Origin of the sequence: Pseudomonas sp. TWR3-1-1 (genome assembly GCF_049896545.1) — a bacterium.
Classification (GTDB): domain Bacteria; phylum Pseudomonadota; class Gammaproteobacteria; order Pseudomonadales; family Pseudomonadaceae; genus Aquipseudomonas; species Aquipseudomonas weihenstephanensis.
Genome location: NZ_JAFCUO010000001.1, coordinates 936,592 through 954,183, shown reverse-complemented (window position 1 = coordinate 954,183; position 17,592 = coordinate 936,592). Strand labels below are relative to the sequence as shown.

Below are 17,592 nucleotides of genomic sequence, written 5' to 3'. Positions count from 1 at the left end.
TTGCTTAGCGCGGGAACGCTGGCGGGTTGACCCCGGCCATGTCTTCCATGACGCGCACAACCTGGCAGCTGTAACCGAACTCGTTGTCGTACCACACGTACAGCACAACGCGGTTGTCATTGCAGATGGTGGCTTCAGCATCGACCACACCGGCGTGACGCGAACCGACGAAGTCAGTGGACACCACTTCCTGCGAGCTCACGAAGTCGATTTGCTTGTGCAGATCGGAGTGCAACGCCATGTGGCGCAGGTACTCGTTCATTTCTTCACGAGTCGCCGGCTTCTCAAGGTTCAGGTTGAGGATGGCCATCGACACGTTCGGCGTAGGTACACGGATCGCGTTACCGGTCAGCTTGCCCGCCAGCTCAGGCAGTGCCTTGGCCGCAGCGGTCGCAGCACCGGTCTCGGTGATTACCATGTTCAGCGCAGCCGAACGGCCACGACGATCGCCCTTGTGGAAGTTGTCGATCAGGTTCTGGTCGTTGGTGTACGAGTGAACCGTTTCTACGTGACCGTTGACGATGCCGAACTTGTCGTTGACCGCCTTGAGCACCGGCACGATGGCGTTGGTGGTGCAGGATGCCGCCGAAACGATCTTGTCGTCTGCGGTGATTTCGCCGTGGTTGATGCCGTGAACGATGTTCTTCAGCTTGCCTTTGCCCGGCGCGGTCAATACCACGCGGTCAATGCCAGGGCACTGCAAGTGCTGGCCCAGGCCTTCAGCGTCACGCCACACCCCGGTGTTGTCCACCAGCAATGCGTTTTGAATGCCGTACTGGGTGTAATCCACCTCAGTCGGGTTCTTCGCGTAGATCACCTGGATCAGGTTGCCGTTGGCGGTGATGGTGTTGTTTTCTTCATCAACCACAATGGTGCCGTCGAACGGACCGTGCACCGAGTCACGACGCAGCAAGCTTGCGCGTTTGACCAGGTCGTTGTCGGCGCCTTTACGCACCACGATGGCACGCAGACGCAGACCGTCGCCGCCACCGGTTTTTTCGATCAGGATGCGCGCCAGCAGGCGGCCAATACGACCGAAGCCATACAGCACAACGTCTGTACCTTTACGGGCGCCAGCGTTTTGCTGACCCACCACCTCGGCCAGTTCTTCGCGCACAAACTGCTCGGCCGTACGGCCATTGCCGTGGGCTTTGAACTTGACGGCCAATTTGCCCAGGTCTACCGAAGCAGCACCGAGCTTGAGTTCGCTCATCGCTTTGAGCAGCGGGAAAGTTTCGTGCACGGACAATTCGATGTCATCGCTCTGGCGATGACGCGCAAAGCGGTGAGCTTTGAGAATCGCAATGACTGAACGGTTGATCAGGCTGCGGCCATAGATCGAACTCACCACGTTGTTATTGCGGTAGAGCTGACCAATCAGCGGAATCATCGCTTCTGCGAGTGCTTCACGGTCGATCCATTCACCAAGACACTGGTCGGGCTTCTGAGTCACGGGAACCTTCCACATGTAGGGGCTGAAAAAAGGGGCTACATTATGCCGCTGCGCCAGATCAGGGGCAATGTGCGCCTGTCACACAGCCCTGACTGAAACGATTAAGCACCCATATTTATAGGCGAAAAAAATCTTCGCACAGAGAATTCGCCCACTTTTGAGCGACTTAATGAAGGTTCTGGCACTGACTTTTGCCCTTCAAACGCTGGAATTAAGCCCCAGCAACAGACGGCAACTGACAGCCAGCCCCTTGGCCCGCTACAATCGGCCTCTTTGCCGCAACGCTTGGAGCTCAACCTTCCGTGCCCGTCCTGCGACTACCCAAACTGCCTGCTACGGCAGGTAAACAGCACTGGGGCAACCTGCCCGGTGCCGCCCTGAGCCTCGCCATTGCCGAGGCTGCCAGCGCCGCGAAGCGCTTCACCCTGCTGCTGACCGCCGACAGCCAAAGCGCCGAGCGCCTTGAGCAGGAGCTGAGGTTTTTCGCCCCCGAACTGCCCGTGCTGCATTTCCCTGACTGGGAAACCCTGCCTTACGACCTGTTTTCGCCGCACCAGGACATCATTTCCCAGCGTATTGCCAGCCTGTACCGGCTGCCTGAACTGGATCATGGCGTTTTGGTAGTGCCGATCACCACGGCCCTACACCGCCTGGCGCCGACCAAGTTTTTGCTCGGCAGCAGCCTGGTACTCGATGTCGGGCAAAAGCTGGACGTGGAGCAGATGCGCACCCGACTGGAGGCCAGCGGCTACCGTTGCGTCGACACGGTGTACGAGCACGGCGAGTTTGCGGTACGCGGCGCCTTGATCGACCTGTTCCCCATGGGCAGCAAGCTGCCTTACCGGATCGATCTGTTCGACGACGAAATCGAAACCCTGCGCACTTTCGATCCTGAAAACCAGCGTTCGATCGACAAAGTCGACTCGATACGCCTGTTACCTGCGCGCGAATTCCCGCTGCAAAAAGATGCAGTTACGCGCTTCAAGGCACGCTTTCGCGAACGCTTTGATGTCGACTTCCGTCGTTGTCCGATTTTTCAGGATTTAAGCAGCGGTATTACGCCTGCCGGTATCGAGTACTACCTGCCGTTGTTCTTTGATGAAACCTCGACCCTGTTCGACTACTTGCCTGGCGACACCCAAGTGTTCTCGCTGCCCGGCATCGAACAGGCGGCCGAGAATTTCTGGTCGGATGTGCGCAACCGCTACGAAGAGCGCCGTGTCGACCCTTCTCGTCCTTTATTGCCGCCCGCCGAACTGTTTTTGCCCGTCGAAGACTGCTTCGCCCGCCTGAAGAACTGGCCGCGCGTAGTCGCCAGCCAGGACGATCTGGACACCGGCAGCAGCCGCGAGCGTTTCCCGGCTCAATCGCTGCCTAACCTTGCGATTGAAGCCAAGGCCAACCAACCGCTGGCCGCACTCTCGGGTTTTCTGGAGCAGTTTGAAGGCCGCGTGCTCTTTACCGCCGAGTCCGCCGGGCGCCGCGAAGTGCTGCTCGAATTGCTTGAACGCCTTAAGTTGCGCCCCAAAACCGTCGACAGCTGGCCCGACTTCGTCGCCAGCAAACATCGCTTGGCCATCACCATTGCGCCGCTGGACGAAGGCTTGTTGCTGGACGATCCGGCACTGGCGCTGATCGCCGAAAGCCCGCTGTTTGGCCAACGCGTGATGCAACGTCGTCGTCGCGAAAAACGCGCTGATGCCAACAACGACGCGGTGATTAAAAACCTTACCGAGCTGCGCGAAGGCGCACCCGTGGTACACATCGACCACGGCGTGGGTCGCTACCAAGGGCTGGCCACGCTCGAAATCGACAATCAGGAAGCCGAATTCCTGACATTGCAATACGCCGAAGGCGCCAAGCTTTACGTACCGGTGGCGAACCTGCACCTGATCGCCCGCTACACCGGCAGCGATGACGAACTGGCGCCGCTGCACAGGCTAGGGTCCGAAACCTGGCAAAAAGCCAAACGCAAAGCCGCCGAACAAGTGCGCGATGTTGCCGCCGAGCTGCTCGACATCTATGCTCGCCGCGCCGCCCGCGAGGGCCATGCCTTTGATGACCCGAAAGCCGATTACGCAACCTTCAGTGCCGGGTTCCCGTTTGAAGAGACGCCCGACCAGCAGACCGCCATCGAAGCAGTGCGCGCCGACATGCTCGCGCCCAAGCCGATGGACCGCCTGGTGTGTGGCGATGTGGGCTTCGGTAAAACCGAAGTGGCCATGCGCGCCGCTTTTATTGCTGTACACGGTGGCCGTCAGGTCGCGATTTTGGTCCCGACCACGCTTCTGGCCCAGCAACACTACAACAGCTTTCGCGACCGCTTTGCCGACTGGCCAGTACGGGTCGAGGTGATGAGCCGCTTCAAGTCTGCGAAAGAAATCAATGCCGCAGTGGCTGATTTGGCCGAAGGCAAAATCGACATCGTGATCGGCACGCACAAACTGCTGCAAGACGACGTCAAAATCAAAAATCTCGGTTTAGTGATCATCGACGAAGAACACCGCTTTGGGGTTCGGCAAAAAGAACAGCTCAAGGCCCTGCGCAGCGAGGTCGATATTCTGACCCTCACTGCGACGCCTATCCCACGCACGCTGAACATGGCGGTGTCGGGCATGCGCGATTTGTCGATCATCGCCACGCCGCCCGCGCGCCGTTTGTCGGTGCGCACCTTCGTCATGGAGCACAACAACAGCACCGTCAAAGAGGCGTTGTTGCGTGAGTTGTTGCGGGGCGGTCAGGTGTATTACCTGCACAACGACGTCAAAACCATCGAAAAATGCGCGGCCGAGCTTGCTGAACTGGTCCCTGAGGCCCGCATCGGTATCGGCCACGGCCAGATGCGCGAGCGTGAACTCGAACAGGTGATGAGCGACTTTTATCACAAGCGTTTCAACGTGCTGATTGCCTCGACCATCATCGAAACCGGCATCGACGTGCCGAGCGCCAACACCATTATCATTGAGCGCGCAGACAAATTCGGCCTGGCGCAACTGCATCAACTGCGCGGTCGCGTCGGGCGCAGTCACCACCAGGCTTATGCGTACCTGCTGACGCCACCGCGCCAGCAAATTACCGGCGACGCCCAAAAGCGTCTGGAAGCCATCGCCAACACCCAGGATCTGGGGGCAGGTTTTGTACTGGCCACCAACGACCTCGAAATCCGTGGCGCAGGCGAACTGCTGGGCGACGGCCAAAGCGGGCAGATCCAGGCCGTGGGCTTTACCCTGTACATGGAAATGCTCGAACGCGCCGTCAAGTCGATCCGCAAAGGCGAGCAGCCGAACCTTGACCAACCGCTGGGTGGCGGCCCGGAAATCAACCTGCGCGTGCCAGCGTTGATTCCCGAGTCCTATTTGCCCGATGTGCATGCGCGGCTGATCCTCTACAAGCGCATCGCTTCAGCGACGGACGAAGAAGGCCTCAAGGACTTGCAAGTCGAAATGATCGACCGCTTTGGCCTGCTCCCCGAGCCGACCAAAAATCTGGTGCGTATTACCCAGCTCAAATTGCAGGCCGAGCAACTGGGCATCAAAAAAGTCGATGCCGGCCCGCAAGGCGGACGTATTGAGTTCGCGTCTGACACCCCGGTCGACCCGCTGGTCTTGATCAAGCTGATTCAAGGCCAACCGAACCGTTACAAGTTCGAAGGCGCGACGCTGTTCAAATTCATGGTGCCAATGGAGCGCCCCGATGAACGCTTCAATACGATCGAGGCGTTGTTTGAACGCCTGACACCGAAGTCTTCCTGATGGGATGCGCACAATGAAACACCCATGCCCTTAAGCCAGACACCACGACTGACCAAACCGCTGGCGCCGACATGGGTCAGCCGGTTTAAAGAACAAAGCCTTGAGCGTGGCCGCCGCTACGCGAGGGAAAACCGCGTCCGAATCGCTCAAATCGGTGACAGCCTGATCACCTCCAGCTGTCAGGGTTCGAGCGAACACCCCTACCGCCAGACCATTCGCTTACGCGAGTCAGCCAAAGGCTCGCTGCTGCTGGTGAGCGCTGAATGCACCTGCCCCGTGCGCACCAACTGCAAGCACACTGCTGCCGTATTACTGAAGATTGAAGACACCTTGAACTACCCCGCCGCCGCCCAGGATGCCGAACTCCTGGAAAAACTTCAGGCCGTACTCGACTCGCGCCGCCCTGCCAACCTGCCCGAGCAACAGATCGACGATGTACAACCGGTCCCGCGGTTATGGCTGGCCAGCGCCGAGTTCAGCGCCTTTGAGCCGCGCAACGGCAAAATGCAGCGCTACATCCAGCACCGCGCCGCGTTGTCGTTCAATTACCGCGAGACTTACGTGTCGGGGCAGAAAAACGCGGACGTCTTGATTCGCCACGAAGACCACATTCTGCGGATCAAACGCCACCCCGAAACCGAAAACCTCTACCGCGAACAGTTGCGGGCCCTGGGCTTCAAGATCGCCACGCGTCAGAGCAAAGCCTTGCCCGAAAGCGCAGGCGAGCTGTTTGAGCTGGTCAATGACAGTGCCTGGCTGAACTTCACGCTCAACCAGCTGGACACCTTGCGCGAGCAAGGCTGGGAAGTGCAGATCGATGAACACTTCGGCTTTGATCTGAGTCCGGTCGAAGACTGGTACGCCAACGTCGATGAAGCGCCGGAGCGGGACTGGTTCGACCTGGAGTTGGGGATTATCGTCAATGGACAGCGCCTGAGCCTGCTGCCGATTCTGCTTAACCTGATGCGCTCGCACACTGAAATACTCAGCCCTGAAAAGCTCGCCAAGCGCCGCGATGACGAGCTGATTCTGGTGAATATCCCGGCCATCCCAAACAGCACGCAAATGCCGCTTCAAGTGGCGTTGCCCTATGGGCGCTTGAAACCGGTGCTGGCAACTCTGGGCGAGTTTTATCTGGGCGAGCCGGGCGCCACCACCTTGCGGATTAAAAGCGCCGACGCACCACGGCTCAATGCCCTGGATGCACTGCCGTTGCGCTGGGAAGGCGGCGAGCAGATTCGTGGCTTTGCCCAGCGCCTGCGCGACATCAAAGACTTCAGTGTCGAGGCGCCACAAGGGCTGAATGCCACGCTCAGACCGTATCAACTCGAAGGATTGAGCTGGATGCAGTCACTGCGCCAACTTGAAGTCGGCGGCATTCTGGCGGACGACATGGGTTTAGGCAAAACCCTGCAAACTCTGGCGCACATTCTGTGCGAAAAGAACGCAGGTCGGCTGGATCGCCCGGCAATGGTGGTGATGCCCACCAGCCTGATTCCGAACTGGGTGGACGAAGCGGCGCACTTCACGCCACAACTCAAGGTGCTGGCGCTGTACGGCGCCAGTCGTAAAAAACACGTCGAGCACCTCAACGATTACGACGTGATCCTGACCACCTATGCCCTGCTGCCCAAAGACATTGAGCTGCTGGCTAAAGTGCCGTTGCACATCCTGATCCTCGACGAAGCGCAGTACATCAAGAACCCCAACAGCAAAGCCTCGCAAGCTGCGCGCGAGCTGGTGGCGCGCCAACGCCTGTGCTTGAGCGGTACACCGCTGGAGAACCACTTGGGCGAGCTGTGGGCACTGTTTCACTTTTTGTTACCCGGCTGGCTGGGCGACGTCAAAGCCTTCAACCGCGACTACCGTGTGCCGATTGAACGTCACGGCAGCGATGAGCGTTTGCAGCACCTGAACGCGCGGATCAAACCGTTCCTGCTGCGTCGAACCAAAGAGCAAGTGGCCACCGAATTACCCCCAAAAACCGAGATCATCCACTGGGTTGATCTCAACGAAGCGCAACGGGACGTGTACGAAACCATGCGCTTGGCGATGGACAAAAAAGTGCGCGATGAAATTACGCGCAAAGGTGTAGGCCGCAGCCAGATCATCATCCTGGAAGCCCTGCTCAAACTGCGCCAGGTGTGCTGCGACCTGCGCCTGGTCAGCGATAACCCGCCAAAAAAAGGCAGCACCTCGGGCAAACTCGACAGCTTGATGGTGATGCTCGAAGAACTGTTTGCGGAGGGGCGACGCATTCTGCTGTTTTCCCAGTTCACCTCCATGCTGGGCCTGATCGAGGCCGAGCTGAAAAAGCGCAACATTGATTACGCCCTGCTCACCGGTCAAACGAGGGATAGACGTACACCGGTCAAAGACTTTCAGAGCGGCAAATTGCAGATATTTCTGATCAGTCTTAAGGCGGGTGGTGTAGGCCTGAACCTGACCGAAGCCGACACCGTGATTCACTACGACCCCTGGTGGAACCCGGCAGCAGAAAACCAGGCCACCGACCGCGCTTACCGGATAGGGCAGGAAAAACCGGTGTTTGTGTACAAGATGATTGCCCGCGGCACCGTCGAAGAAAAAATCCAGCACTTACAGCAGGAAAAATCAGATTTGGCGGCCGGCGTGCTGGATGGCCGTATTGCGGGGGACTGGAAACTGCAAGACGACGACATCGACGCCCTGTTTGCGCCACTGCCACCCAAAGTCGAAAAGCGTTGAAGCCTGTCAATCGCCTCTGAAGTCGCTGGCGCAGGCCCTTCGCCTGGGGGCTGCTACGCAGCCTATCGCAGCCTGCGCCAGCGACTACAAAACCCTTATCCCGCTAACACCCGCGCCAAAGTGGCTTTGACCTTACCCATGCCGTCGTGCAGCGCCTGCTCGATTTCGGCCATGGTGATGATCGCCGTCGACTTGCCCGCCGCCGGGTTAACCACCAGTGCCAAACAGGCGTAATCCAGTTCCAGCTCACGGGCCAATGCCGCTTCCGGCATACCGGTCATGCCGACAATGTCGCAACCATCGCGCTCAAGACGAGCGATTTCAGCCACCGTTTCAAGACGCGGGCCTTGGGTCGCCGCATAAACGCCGTGGCTGCTGTAGGAACAACCCTCGCCAGCCAGCGCGTCAATCAATTGCTCACGCAACGATTCGGTGTAGGGATAACTGAAGTCGATATGAGTCACGTGCTCCAGATCGTCTGCGAAATAGGTATGTTCGCGACCGCTGGTGTAGTCGATCAGTTGATGCGGCACACAAAAATGCCCCGTGCCCATCGCCATGTGGATACCGCCCACCGCATTCACTGCCAAAATCGCTTCGGCGCCCGCCTGCTTCAATGCCCACAGGTTCGCGCGATAGTTCACCTGATGGGGTGGCAGGCGATGCGGATGGCCGTGACGCGCCAGAAACAAGACGTCGCGACCGGCGAATTCACCTATCTGGATATCAGCCGACGTCGGGCCATAAGGCGTGTCCAATGCCAACGAGCGCTTGATGGTCAACCCCTCAAGCTGGGTCAGGCCCGTGCCGCCGATAATTGCGTAAACCGTCATTGAGCCGATCCTTTAATCAATCAATTGAGCATCTTTGAGCGCACCCACCGCCACCAGCCAACGCGGGTCCTGCCGGTAGTCAGTGCTGGCAAACGCCTGGCTGCGCATGCGCGCGATACGCGGCGATGGTGTCACCTTCATGCGCTGGGCAGCGCTGAGCGCCAACTCGGCGGCCGCACGGTCGTTGCACACCAGCCCCATGTCGCAACCCGCCGACAAAGCCGCCTCGATACGACTGGCCGCGTCGCCCACCACATGGGCGCCTGCCATCGAGAGGTCATCGCTGAAGATCACGCCATCGAACCCCAACTCACCTCGCAAGATGTCTTGCAACCAGCGACGAGAGAAACCTGCGGGCTGGCTGTCGACTTGCGGGTAAATCACATGGGCGGGCATCACCGCCGCCAATTGCTGGCTCAGCCGTGCGAAAGGCACCAGATCATGGGCACGAATCTGCTCCAGCGTGCGCTCATCTGTTGGAATGGCTACATGCGAATCAGCCTCTGCCCAGCCATGTCCCGGAAAATGCTTACCGGTGGCCGCCATGCCAGCGTCATTCATGCCGCGGATAAAGGCTGCGGCCAATGTCGCGGCGCGTTCAGGATCGCCCTCGAACGCGCGGCTGCCAACCACGGCGCTGCGCTGGTAATCCAGATCCAGTACCGGGGCAAAACTCAAGTCCAGGCCCACGGCCAAAACTTCGGTGGCCATGATCCAGCCGCATTGTTCGGCCAAATACTCGGCGTTCGGGTTATCTGCAATCGCGCGCATCGCCGGCAAGCGTACAAACCCTTGGCGCAGACGCTGCACCCGACCGCCTTCCTGATCAACGGCCAGCAGCAGGTCGGGGCGAATCGCACGAATCGAAGCGCTCAGTTCGCGAACCTGGCGCGGATGCTCAATGTTGCGCGCAAAAATGATCAAACCGCCCACTTCAGGCTGGCGCAGCAATTGCCGGTCTTCAGCCGTCAGCCAAGTACCGGCGACGTCCACCATCAAGGAGCCTTGCAAGGCAGAACTCATGGAAAATCCTTTAGAGAAAGAGTGCACTTATTGCCCACCGGACATGCACGGGCGCAACCTTACGTGCCGCCCGTTCAGGCAACCGTAATGCACGTACAAAGGGGAATAAGTCAGGAGTGAGCATGGCGCCAAGCTTAGCGGAACTCGACTGCCACGCCCACCCGCAGCCGATCAAACCTTGGCGGCAATCTGCGAGGTTTTGTTACGCGCGCGCATTTGTGCGCTGGCCATCACAGGGTCAACAACCCCGCTTTCGGCACGCATGCCAGCGGCCAGGAAAGGCACCATCAAACGCATGACTTGCTCGATTGAGGTGTTAACACCGAAGTCTGTCTCGGCAATGGCGCGCAACGCCTTGATCCCGGACATGCTGAATGCCGCGGCACCGAGCATGAAATGCACGCGCCAAAACAACTCGATAGGAGGAATCTGCGGCGCGGCTTCGTTAACCAGCAACATATAGCGGCGGAACACTTTGCCGTACATGTCTTCAAGGTAGCGCCGCAAATGGCCTTGGCTCTGGCTGAAGGCCAGACCCAGCAAACGCATGAAAATGGAAAGATCGTTACCACTGCGCGGCTGGATCACCAACGCCTGCTCCACGAGCATTTCCAGCAGTTCTTCCAGGCTGGGGCGATTGTCCGGCTTGGCCTGGCGTCGCTCCAGCTCGCGGTCGAGGTTGGCGCAAAACGGACCCAGGAAACGCGAAAAAACCGCCTGAATCAGCGCTTTTTTAGAACCGAAGTGGTAATTGACCGCAGCCAGATTGACTCCGGCCTTGCTGGTGATCAGCCGCAGTGAAGTCTCGGCAAAACCTTTTTCCGCGAACAGCTGCTCAGCAGCATCAAGGATACGTTCAACGGTTTCCGACTGGGCCATGTCTACTCCGGCTGACAAACACTTAAACAGTTGTTTGAAACATACGTTTCAGTTTGTTAAAAGTCAAGATAGGGCATTCGTTTTGCGACTGGCCAGTTCCGCATTTAACCACAGCCTCGGCCCGCGTGGCCTGTGCTGATAAAGTAGCGCCCATCAGGCTCAGGCATGACCGTCCAGCGGACGGCCTGAAATGGATCATTGCCAATGCGCCTTCACTGTATATAATCCCAGTCACTGTATAAAAAGACAGAGCGATCAACATGCTAAAACTGACGCCACGCCAAGCTGAGATCCTGGCCTTTATCAAACGCTGCCTGGATGACAACGGTTACCCGCCTACCCGTGCCGAAATTGCACAAGAGCTAGGTTTCAAGTCCCCCAATGCCGCCGAAGAACACCTGAAAGCATTGGCCCGCAAAGGTGCCATCGAAATGACACCGGGTGCCTCGCGCGGTATTCGCATACCTGGCTTTGAAGCCAATGCTGACGAATCCACGCTGCCCATTATTGGCCGCGTCGCCGCTGGCGCTCCCATTCTGGCGCAGGAACATGTCGAAGAGTCGTGCAATATCAACCCGACCTTCTTCCATCCGCGCGCCGATTACCTGTTGCGCGTCCAGGGCATGAGCATGAAGGATGTCGGCATCTTTGATGGCGACTTGCTTGCGGTTCATACCTGCCGTGAAGCACGCAACGGGCAGATCGTGGTGGCACGTATTGACGACGAAGTGACCGTCAAGCGCTTCAAGCGCGAAGGCAGCACAGTCTGGCTAATCGCTGAAAACCCGGATTTCGCGCCCATTGAAGTCAATCTCAAAGAGCAGGAACTCGTTATCGAAGGCCTGAGCGTCGGCGTCATACGCCGCTAAAGAAGGAGGCGCCATGCAGTTCCCGCACCCATCGCTACCAGCACAACTGCCTTTGTTCGAGGCATTCATGGCCCAGCCCATGCCACAAGCGATCAAAGCAGTACTTGATTCACCTTGGCGCGCAGAACCAGAGGTTTTCAGTGAGCTGTCGTTACGCGGTGCTGCCGAGAACTGCCTGAACCTTTTAGCTCCCATGCTTCGCGAACTCAGCGAGCAACAAGATGCGCGCTGGTTGACGCTGATTGCGCCACCCGCCAGCCTGACTCAAAGCTGGTTGCGCGATGCGGGACTTAATCGCGAACGCATTCTGCTGCTGCAACCCAATGGCAATAAAAGTGCGTTGCAATTAACGTGCGAAGCACTGCGCCTGGGCCGTAGTCACACTGTCGTGAGCTGGATAAACCCGCTCAACTCGGCCGCCCGTCAACAATTGATCGGCGCAGCATTGATCGGTCACGGGCAAAGTCTGAATATTCGACTGGGCTAACCAGACGCTGCTGCCACAGGGCCGCCACCGAACGCATTCACTCACCTGTGGCAGGCTTGCATCAGTGGCCACTCAATGAAGAATGCGCGGCCCTTCGTCTTTTTCCAGCTCGCCTTCGGCCAGCCGACCCGCCATTTGCACACCCACGCTGAGCATGGCTTTGGCCACCTCTACGTGCTGCCCCTGAAGAAAAGCCTTGGCATCTTCAGAGAAGTTCAGCGTCACCAAAGACCCTTCGTCCTCAGCCCGACGCAACTCGATGCGGCCGTCAGGCAACTCGACAATTTCTAGAAAGGACGTTGGCATAAAAGTTTGTTCTCCACGAAAGCGCGGGATTATATCAGTCATCCCAACAGAATTTGCCAGGATCTATGGCGCTTTCATGACGGAGTGATGAATGACTGTGCAGTTCCAGATGCGACTTTTAGCACTCATTGAGACCATCGCGAAAGCGGATTGCCATTTTTTTCAGGTTTTGACGCCACTCCTCAAGCGTTTCGCGACTCAACGCTTGCGGCGCGTCTTCCTCCAGACTGACCACCTCGATCAACGGCTGAAACACATCTGCCTTGACCTTTTTAGGTGCCTGCAACGGCTGATACAGCGCGGCATGGGCCGCTACCAGCTGTGCAAGCCAAGTGTTGGGAGCGCGCGCCAATTCAACCATTTCAGCTAGCTCAGGGATTGCTTTGGCATCCAGCACTTCCTGCGTCAGCAAAAGCTCCACTCTAGGTGCGCTGCCCTGGGGCAAACGATAGAAACCGGCAATCTCGTGGCATAAGCCAAGCAGTGCGCCATACAAATGAAACACCGCCGACTCTCGCTCAGCCTGCACCAAAGCTTGTGCATTCATGGCCCGACCATCAGCCGCCTTGTGCATGGCTTCCAGCGCCAAGCCCGTGAAATATATTTTTTGATTGGTACGGGTATAGAGTTCGTAAGCCATTGGGGCATTCCACAACGAAGGGTTAAGGCAGATCGAGCAGTCTCAGGGAGAGAGGTGGGCAGACGCAAGGGTTTAGCAGCGCCACGCTTGTGGTGCAGGTGCTGTCGAGGCATGAGCAGCGATCGGGCACAAAATGGCCGTGACGTAATGACTGCGGTGTAACTGACGCACAGGGTTGGATGGTTTTAAGACCGCTGCGCGCCCGCACGCTGCCTCGTGCTACTCGTCAGCGGCTACATGTTTTTCACCCGCGATGCTTCGCTGGCAATAAAGTCTCTACGCCAACCGCTGAAGCGCTGCATAAAAAAACCGCGCAAGTCTTGCAGACCTTGCGCGGTTTTTTACTCTGCGTTCAGCTCAGATCAAGCGTCTTTTTCTTTACGCTTGTCTTCAACCTTCCAGCTCTTGCCATCGTAGAACGCACGCCACCCTGTCGGCTTGCCATCCACTTCAGTCTGCACGTACTGCTCTTTGGTTTTGCGACTGTAGCGGATCACTGCCGGGCGACCGTCGGGGTCTTTCTTCGGCGCATCACACAGGAAGTGGTACTTAGGATCGATTTCGTCCTTGTGCGGCACAATTTCGATCACCAACGGGGCACGGGTCTCACGATTTTTAGGGAACTGGCTGGCCGCCAAGAACAGACCAGAAGCACCGTCACGCAAGATGTAGGTGTCATTCACCTTCTCGCACTTGAGTTCCGGCATTTTCACCGGGTCCATCTTGGGCGGCGCCGCTTCACCGCTTTTGAGCAATTTGCGGGTGTTTTTGCACTCCGCATTGGTGCAACCGAAGAACTTGCCGAAACGACCCGTCTTGAGCTGCATCTCGCTGCCGCATTTGTCACATTCAAGGCTCGGACCTTCGTAGCCTTTGATGCGATAGCTGCCCTCTTCGATTTCATAACCCGCGCAATCCGGGTTGTTACCGCAGATGTGCAGCTTGTGCTTCTCATCCAGCAAGTAAGCGTCCATCGCGGTGCTGCAAATCGGGCAGCGGTGCTTGCCCAGCAACACCAACGACTCGGACTCACCCTCGTCATCAGCGGCGATTTCATCACCCGGCACCAGGTTGACCGTCGCCTTGCAACGCTCTTTAGGCGGCAGGCTGTAGCCCGAACACCCCAGGAACACGCCCGTCGATGCGGTACGAATCTGCATCGGACGTCCGCATTCTTTACACGGAATATCGGTCATGACCGGCTGATTGGCACGCATGCCACTGTCCGGGTCTGCGGCGATTTCAAGTTTCTTCTTGAAGCTGCCGTAGAACTCGTCCAGCACGTTTTTCCAGTCACGCTCACCGTGCGCCACGTCGTCGAGGTTTTCTTCCATGCCGGCGGTGAAACCGTAGTCCATCAGGTCAGAAAAACTTTCAGACAACCGCTCGGTAACGATATCGCCCATTTTTTCGGAGTAAAAACGGCGGTTGTGCAAGGCCACATAACCACGGTCCTGAATGGTCGAGATAATCGCGGCGTAGGTCGAAGGACGACCGATACCGCGTTTTTCCATCTCTTTGACCAAACTGGCTTCGGAGTAACGCGCCGGTGGCTTGGTGAAGTGTTGAGTCGGATCAATATTGATCAACTTGAGCACATCGCCCTGCGCCATGTCAGGCAATACGTCGTCACCCGGCTTGGTGATTTGCGGCATCACGCGGGTATAACCGTCGAACTTGAGGATGCGGCCTTTGGCACGCAGCTCGAAATCACCGGCTGCAACGCTGACCGTGGTCGACAGGTACTTGGCCGGCAGCATCTGGCAGGCCACGAATTGGCGCCAGATCAGCTCGTAAAGGCGCTCAGCGTCGCGCTCCATGCCCGACAGCTTGCTCGGGTGCATGTTTACGTCAGAGGGACGAATGGCTTCGTGAGCCTCTTGTGCGCCCTCCTTGCTGCTGTACACGTTCGGTGCAGGCGGCAGGTAGGACGCGCCAAATTCACCTTCAATGTAGGTGCGTGCCATCTCGACCGCATCAGCCGACAAGTTGGTGGAGTCGGTACGCATGTACGTGATGTAGCCCGCTTCATACAGACGCTGAGCCATCATCATGGTTTTCTTCACCCCGAAGCCCAAGCGGTTGCTCGCGGCCTGTTGCAGGGTGGAGGTAATGAAAGGTGCCGACGGCTTGCTGCTGGTCGGCTTGTCTTCGCGCTTGACGATGGTGTAGCTGGAAGCCTTGAGCTTCTCCAGCGCGGCCATGGCCTGGGTTTCGTTCAGCGGCTTGAACGCTTCGCCTTTTTCACGCGCGACGTCAAAGCGTACTTTTGCACCCTTGGCGGTGCCGAGGTCTGCGTGAACTTCCCAGTACTCTTCTGGGTTGAACGCACGAATCTCGCGCTCTCGCTCCACGACCAGCTTCACGGCCACCGACTGCACACGACCCGCCGACAAGCCACGGGCAATTTTTGCCCACAACAGCGGCGACACCATGTAACCCACCACGCGGTCGAGGAAACGACGTGCCTGCTGGGCATTTACCCGATTGATGTCCAGTTCACCCGGCTTGGAGAAGGCTTCCTGAATCGCTTTTTTGGTGATTTCGTTGAACACCACGCGCTTGTAGCGGCTGTCGTCCCCACCGATGGCTTCGCGCAGGTGCCATGCAATGGCTTCCCCCTCGCGATCCAAGTCGGTTGCGAGATAGATGGTGTCAGCATCCTTGGCGAGCCGGCGCAGCTCTTCGATGACCTTTTCCTTGCCAGGAAGGATCTCGTACTTGGCTTTCCAGCCATGCTCGGGATCGACGCCCATGCGCGAGATCAGCTGCTTTTGAGCCTTCTCTTTCGGCGACAGGGCCGGCGCTTCGCCCGCCGCAGCCTTACCGCGCTTGGCAGCAGGTTCTTTGCTGGCGCTAGCCGAACCGCTGGTGGGCAGGTCTCGGATATGGCCGATACTCGACTTCACCACGTACTCGTTACCCAAGTACTTGTTGATGGTCTTGGCCTTAGCCGGGGATTCCACAATGACCAGCGATTTGCCCATGGATCAGAAAGTTCCTGAATTCTAGAAGTGAAAGGCGGTTCGCGCCTGACGCGGCACCGCTATATATAGTGGCAACAAGATGAGGTCAAGCGCAGGGTGCTGCGCGACGTCGCCTTATGGCCGGGAAAAAAGGCTCGTTTCAGCCTGAATCAAGGCAAAGCGCGGCACTTGTGTGCCGTCTACCGTGACCGTCTGCAAAAACATGCTCAGCGGGCGTACCCAAAAACCGCATTCACCATACAGGGCCTGATAGAAGACCACGTCCTCTTCGGTTTCAGAATGGCGAGCCACATTGAATACCCGATACTGCGGCCCTTTGTAATGCTGATAGAGCCCAGGTTGTAGCGGCATGTTGCGGCACCTTGCAAATAAAAAAAATAAAAACACCTAAAAAACAAAAACCGGGGCACTTGGCCCCGGCTTCTATCAACGTAACGCTTAGACGCGTTCGAAGACAGTTGCAATGCCCTGGCCAAGGCCAATGCACATGGTGGACAACCCGAAGGTACCGCCATTTTGCTTCATCACATTGAGCAACGTACCGGAGATACGCGCTCCCGAGCATCCAAATGGATGGCCCAAGGCGATGGCACCGCCGTGCAGGTTAACCTTCTCATTCATCTTGTCGAGCACTTTCAAATCTTTCAGCACTGGCAGGGCCTGTGCAGCGAAGGCTTCGTTGAGCTCAATGAAGTCGATATCGGCCATGCTCAGACCTGCGCGCTTCAATGCTTTTTGTGTCGCCGGTACAGGACCATAGCCCATGATTGCCGGGTCCACACCTGCAACAGCCATCGAACGAATGACGGCCAGCGGCTCAAGACCCAGGTCTTTTGCACGCTGAGCGGACATCACGATCATGCACGAAGCACCATCAGTGATCTGCGACGACGTACCCGCCGTCACGGTGCCGCCTTTAGGGTTGAACGCAGGTTTCAACGCCGCCAGACTTTCCATCGTCGTTTCCGGACGAATGGTCTCATCGTAATCGAAGGTTTTCAGGAAGCCGTTCTCATCGTAGCCCTGCATCGGGATGATTTCGTCTTTGAACTTGCCTTCAATCGTCGCCTTGTGGGCGAGTTGATGCGAACGAACACCGAAAGCGTCTTGCTGCTCGCGAGTGATGCCATGCATTTTGCCCAGCATTTCTGCGGTCAAACCCATCATGCCCGAGGCTTTGGCAGCGTACAGCGACATGTGCGGGTTTGGGTCAACGCCATGCATCATGCTCACGTGACCCATATGCTCGACGCCGCCGACCACGAAAACGTCACCGTTACCGGTCATGATCGCTTGCGCTGCCGTGTGCAAGGCGCTCATCGAGGAGCCGCACAGGCGGCTCACGGTTTGCGCGGCCGAGGTGTGCGGGATCTGGGTCATCAACGACGCCATGCGCGCGATGTTCCAGCCCTGCTCCAGGGTCTGGTTAACGCAGCCCCAGATCACGTCTTCCACTTCGCCCGGATCAACCTTGCTGTTGCGCTCCAGCACTTTGCTGATCAGGTGCGCAGACATATCTTCAGCACGGGTGTTGCGGTGCATGCCACCCTTGGAGCGGCCCATCGGGGTGCGACCGAAGTCTACAATCACCACGTCTCTAGGATTCAAGCTCATAATTTCACTCTCACTCTAATGG

The 17,592-nt window shown here is 57.8% G+C and carries 13 protein-coding genes; 4 read left to right on the top strand and 9 right to left on the bottom strand.

The window, feature by feature from the left end:
• Positions 1-4: 4 nt before the first annotated feature.
• On the bottom strand, positions 5-1,468 hold the full coding sequence (locus tag ACP7A4_RS04555) for a glyceraldehyde-3-phosphate dehydrogenase (protein WP_048365169.1): 1,464 nt from the start codon (positions 1,466-1,468) through the stop codon (positions 5-7).
• Positions 1,469-1,755: 287 nt separating this feature from the next.
• Between ACP7A4_RS04555 and mfd the strand changes: the two genes are divergently transcribed.
• Both mfd and ACP7A4_RS04545 read left to right on the top strand, forming a co-directional pair.
• Positions 1,756-5,205 (top strand): transcription-repair coupling factor, encoded by a 3,450-nt coding sequence (gene mfd, locus ACP7A4_RS04550; protein ID WP_059761653.1) that lies wholly within the window; start codon positions 1,756-1,758, stop codon positions 5,203-5,205.
• Positions 5,206-5,229: 24 nt separating this feature from the next.
• Entirely contained in the window at positions 5,230-7,932 is a 2,703-nt protein-coding gene (locus ACP7A4_RS04545; RefSeq protein ID WP_203302956.1) for a DEAD/DEAH box helicase, read from the top strand.
• 95 nt (positions 7,933-8,027) lie between these two features.
• On the opposite strand, the gene ACP7A4_RS04540 is transcribed toward ACP7A4_RS04545, so the two are convergent.
• The 3 genes from ACP7A4_RS04540 to ACP7A4_RS04530 form a co-directional block, all read right to left on the bottom strand.
• A complete protein-coding gene (locus ACP7A4_RS04540) occupies positions 8,028-8,765 on the bottom strand; it encodes an S-methyl-5'-thioinosine phosphorylase (protein ID WP_059761651.1) in 738 nt (245 codons plus the stop codon).
• Positions 8,766-8,777: 12 nt separating this feature from the next.
• Positions 8,778-9,776, bottom strand: coding sequence for a beta-N-acetylhexosaminidase (gene nagZ, locus ACP7A4_RS04535; RefSeq protein WP_173426965.1), 999 nt, complete (start codon positions 9,774-9,776; stop codon positions 8,778-8,780).
• Between the two features lie 183 nt (positions 9,777-9,959).
• A complete protein-coding gene (locus ACP7A4_RS04530; protein WP_059761650.1) occupies positions 9,960-10,667 on the bottom strand; it encodes a TetR/AcrR family transcriptional regulator in 708 nt (235 codons plus the stop codon).
• A gap of 260 nt (positions 10,668-10,927) precedes the next feature.
• Between ACP7A4_RS04530 and lexA the strand changes: the two genes are divergently transcribed.
• A complete protein-coding gene (gene lexA / locus ACP7A4_RS04525) occupies positions 10,928-11,536 on the top strand; it encodes a transcriptional repressor LexA (protein WP_048365162.1) in 609 nt (202 codons plus the stop codon).
• Positions 11,537-11,549: 13 nt separating this feature from the next.
• Positions 11,550-12,023 (top strand): SOS-induced cell division inhibitor SulA, encoded by a 474-nt coding sequence (sulA, locus tag ACP7A4_RS04520; RefSeq protein ID WP_059761648.1) that lies wholly within the window; start codon positions 11,550-11,552, stop codon positions 12,021-12,023.
• 72 nt (positions 12,024-12,095) lie between these two features.
• Here sulA and ACP7A4_RS04515 read toward each other — a convergent pair whose 3' ends face one another.
• From ACP7A4_RS04515 to fadA, 5 genes are all read right to left on the bottom strand, one after another.
• Positions 12,096-12,329 (bottom strand): hypothetical protein, encoded by a 234-nt coding sequence (locus ACP7A4_RS04515; RefSeq protein ID WP_019408701.1) that lies wholly within the window; start codon positions 12,327-12,329, stop codon positions 12,096-12,098.
• Between the two features lie 118 nt (positions 12,330-12,447).
• Positions 12,448-12,969, bottom strand: a complete 522-nt coding sequence (locus ACP7A4_RS04510) for a DUF6586 family protein (RefSeq protein ID WP_426245713.1) — start codon at positions 12,967-12,969, stop codon at positions 12,448-12,450.
• Positions 12,970-13,331: 362 nt separating this feature from the next.
• Entirely contained in the window at positions 13,332-15,956 is a 2,625-nt protein-coding gene (topA, locus tag ACP7A4_RS04505; RefSeq protein WP_426245711.1) for a type I DNA topoisomerase, read from the bottom strand.
• Between the two features lie 114 nt (positions 15,957-16,070).
• A complete protein-coding gene (locus tag ACP7A4_RS04500) occupies positions 16,071-16,307 on the bottom strand; it encodes a DUF1653 domain-containing protein (RefSeq protein ID WP_059761645.1) in 237 nt (78 codons plus the stop codon).
• 87 nt (positions 16,308-16,394) lie between these two features.
• The gene (gene fadA, locus ACP7A4_RS04495) at positions 16,395-17,570 is read right to left on the bottom strand and encodes an acetyl-CoA C-acyltransferase FadA (RefSeq protein WP_048365157.1); all 1,176 of its coding nucleotides are present in this window, start codon (positions 17,568-17,570) and stop codon (positions 16,395-16,397) included.
• Positions 17,571-17,592 lie beyond the last annotated feature (22 nt).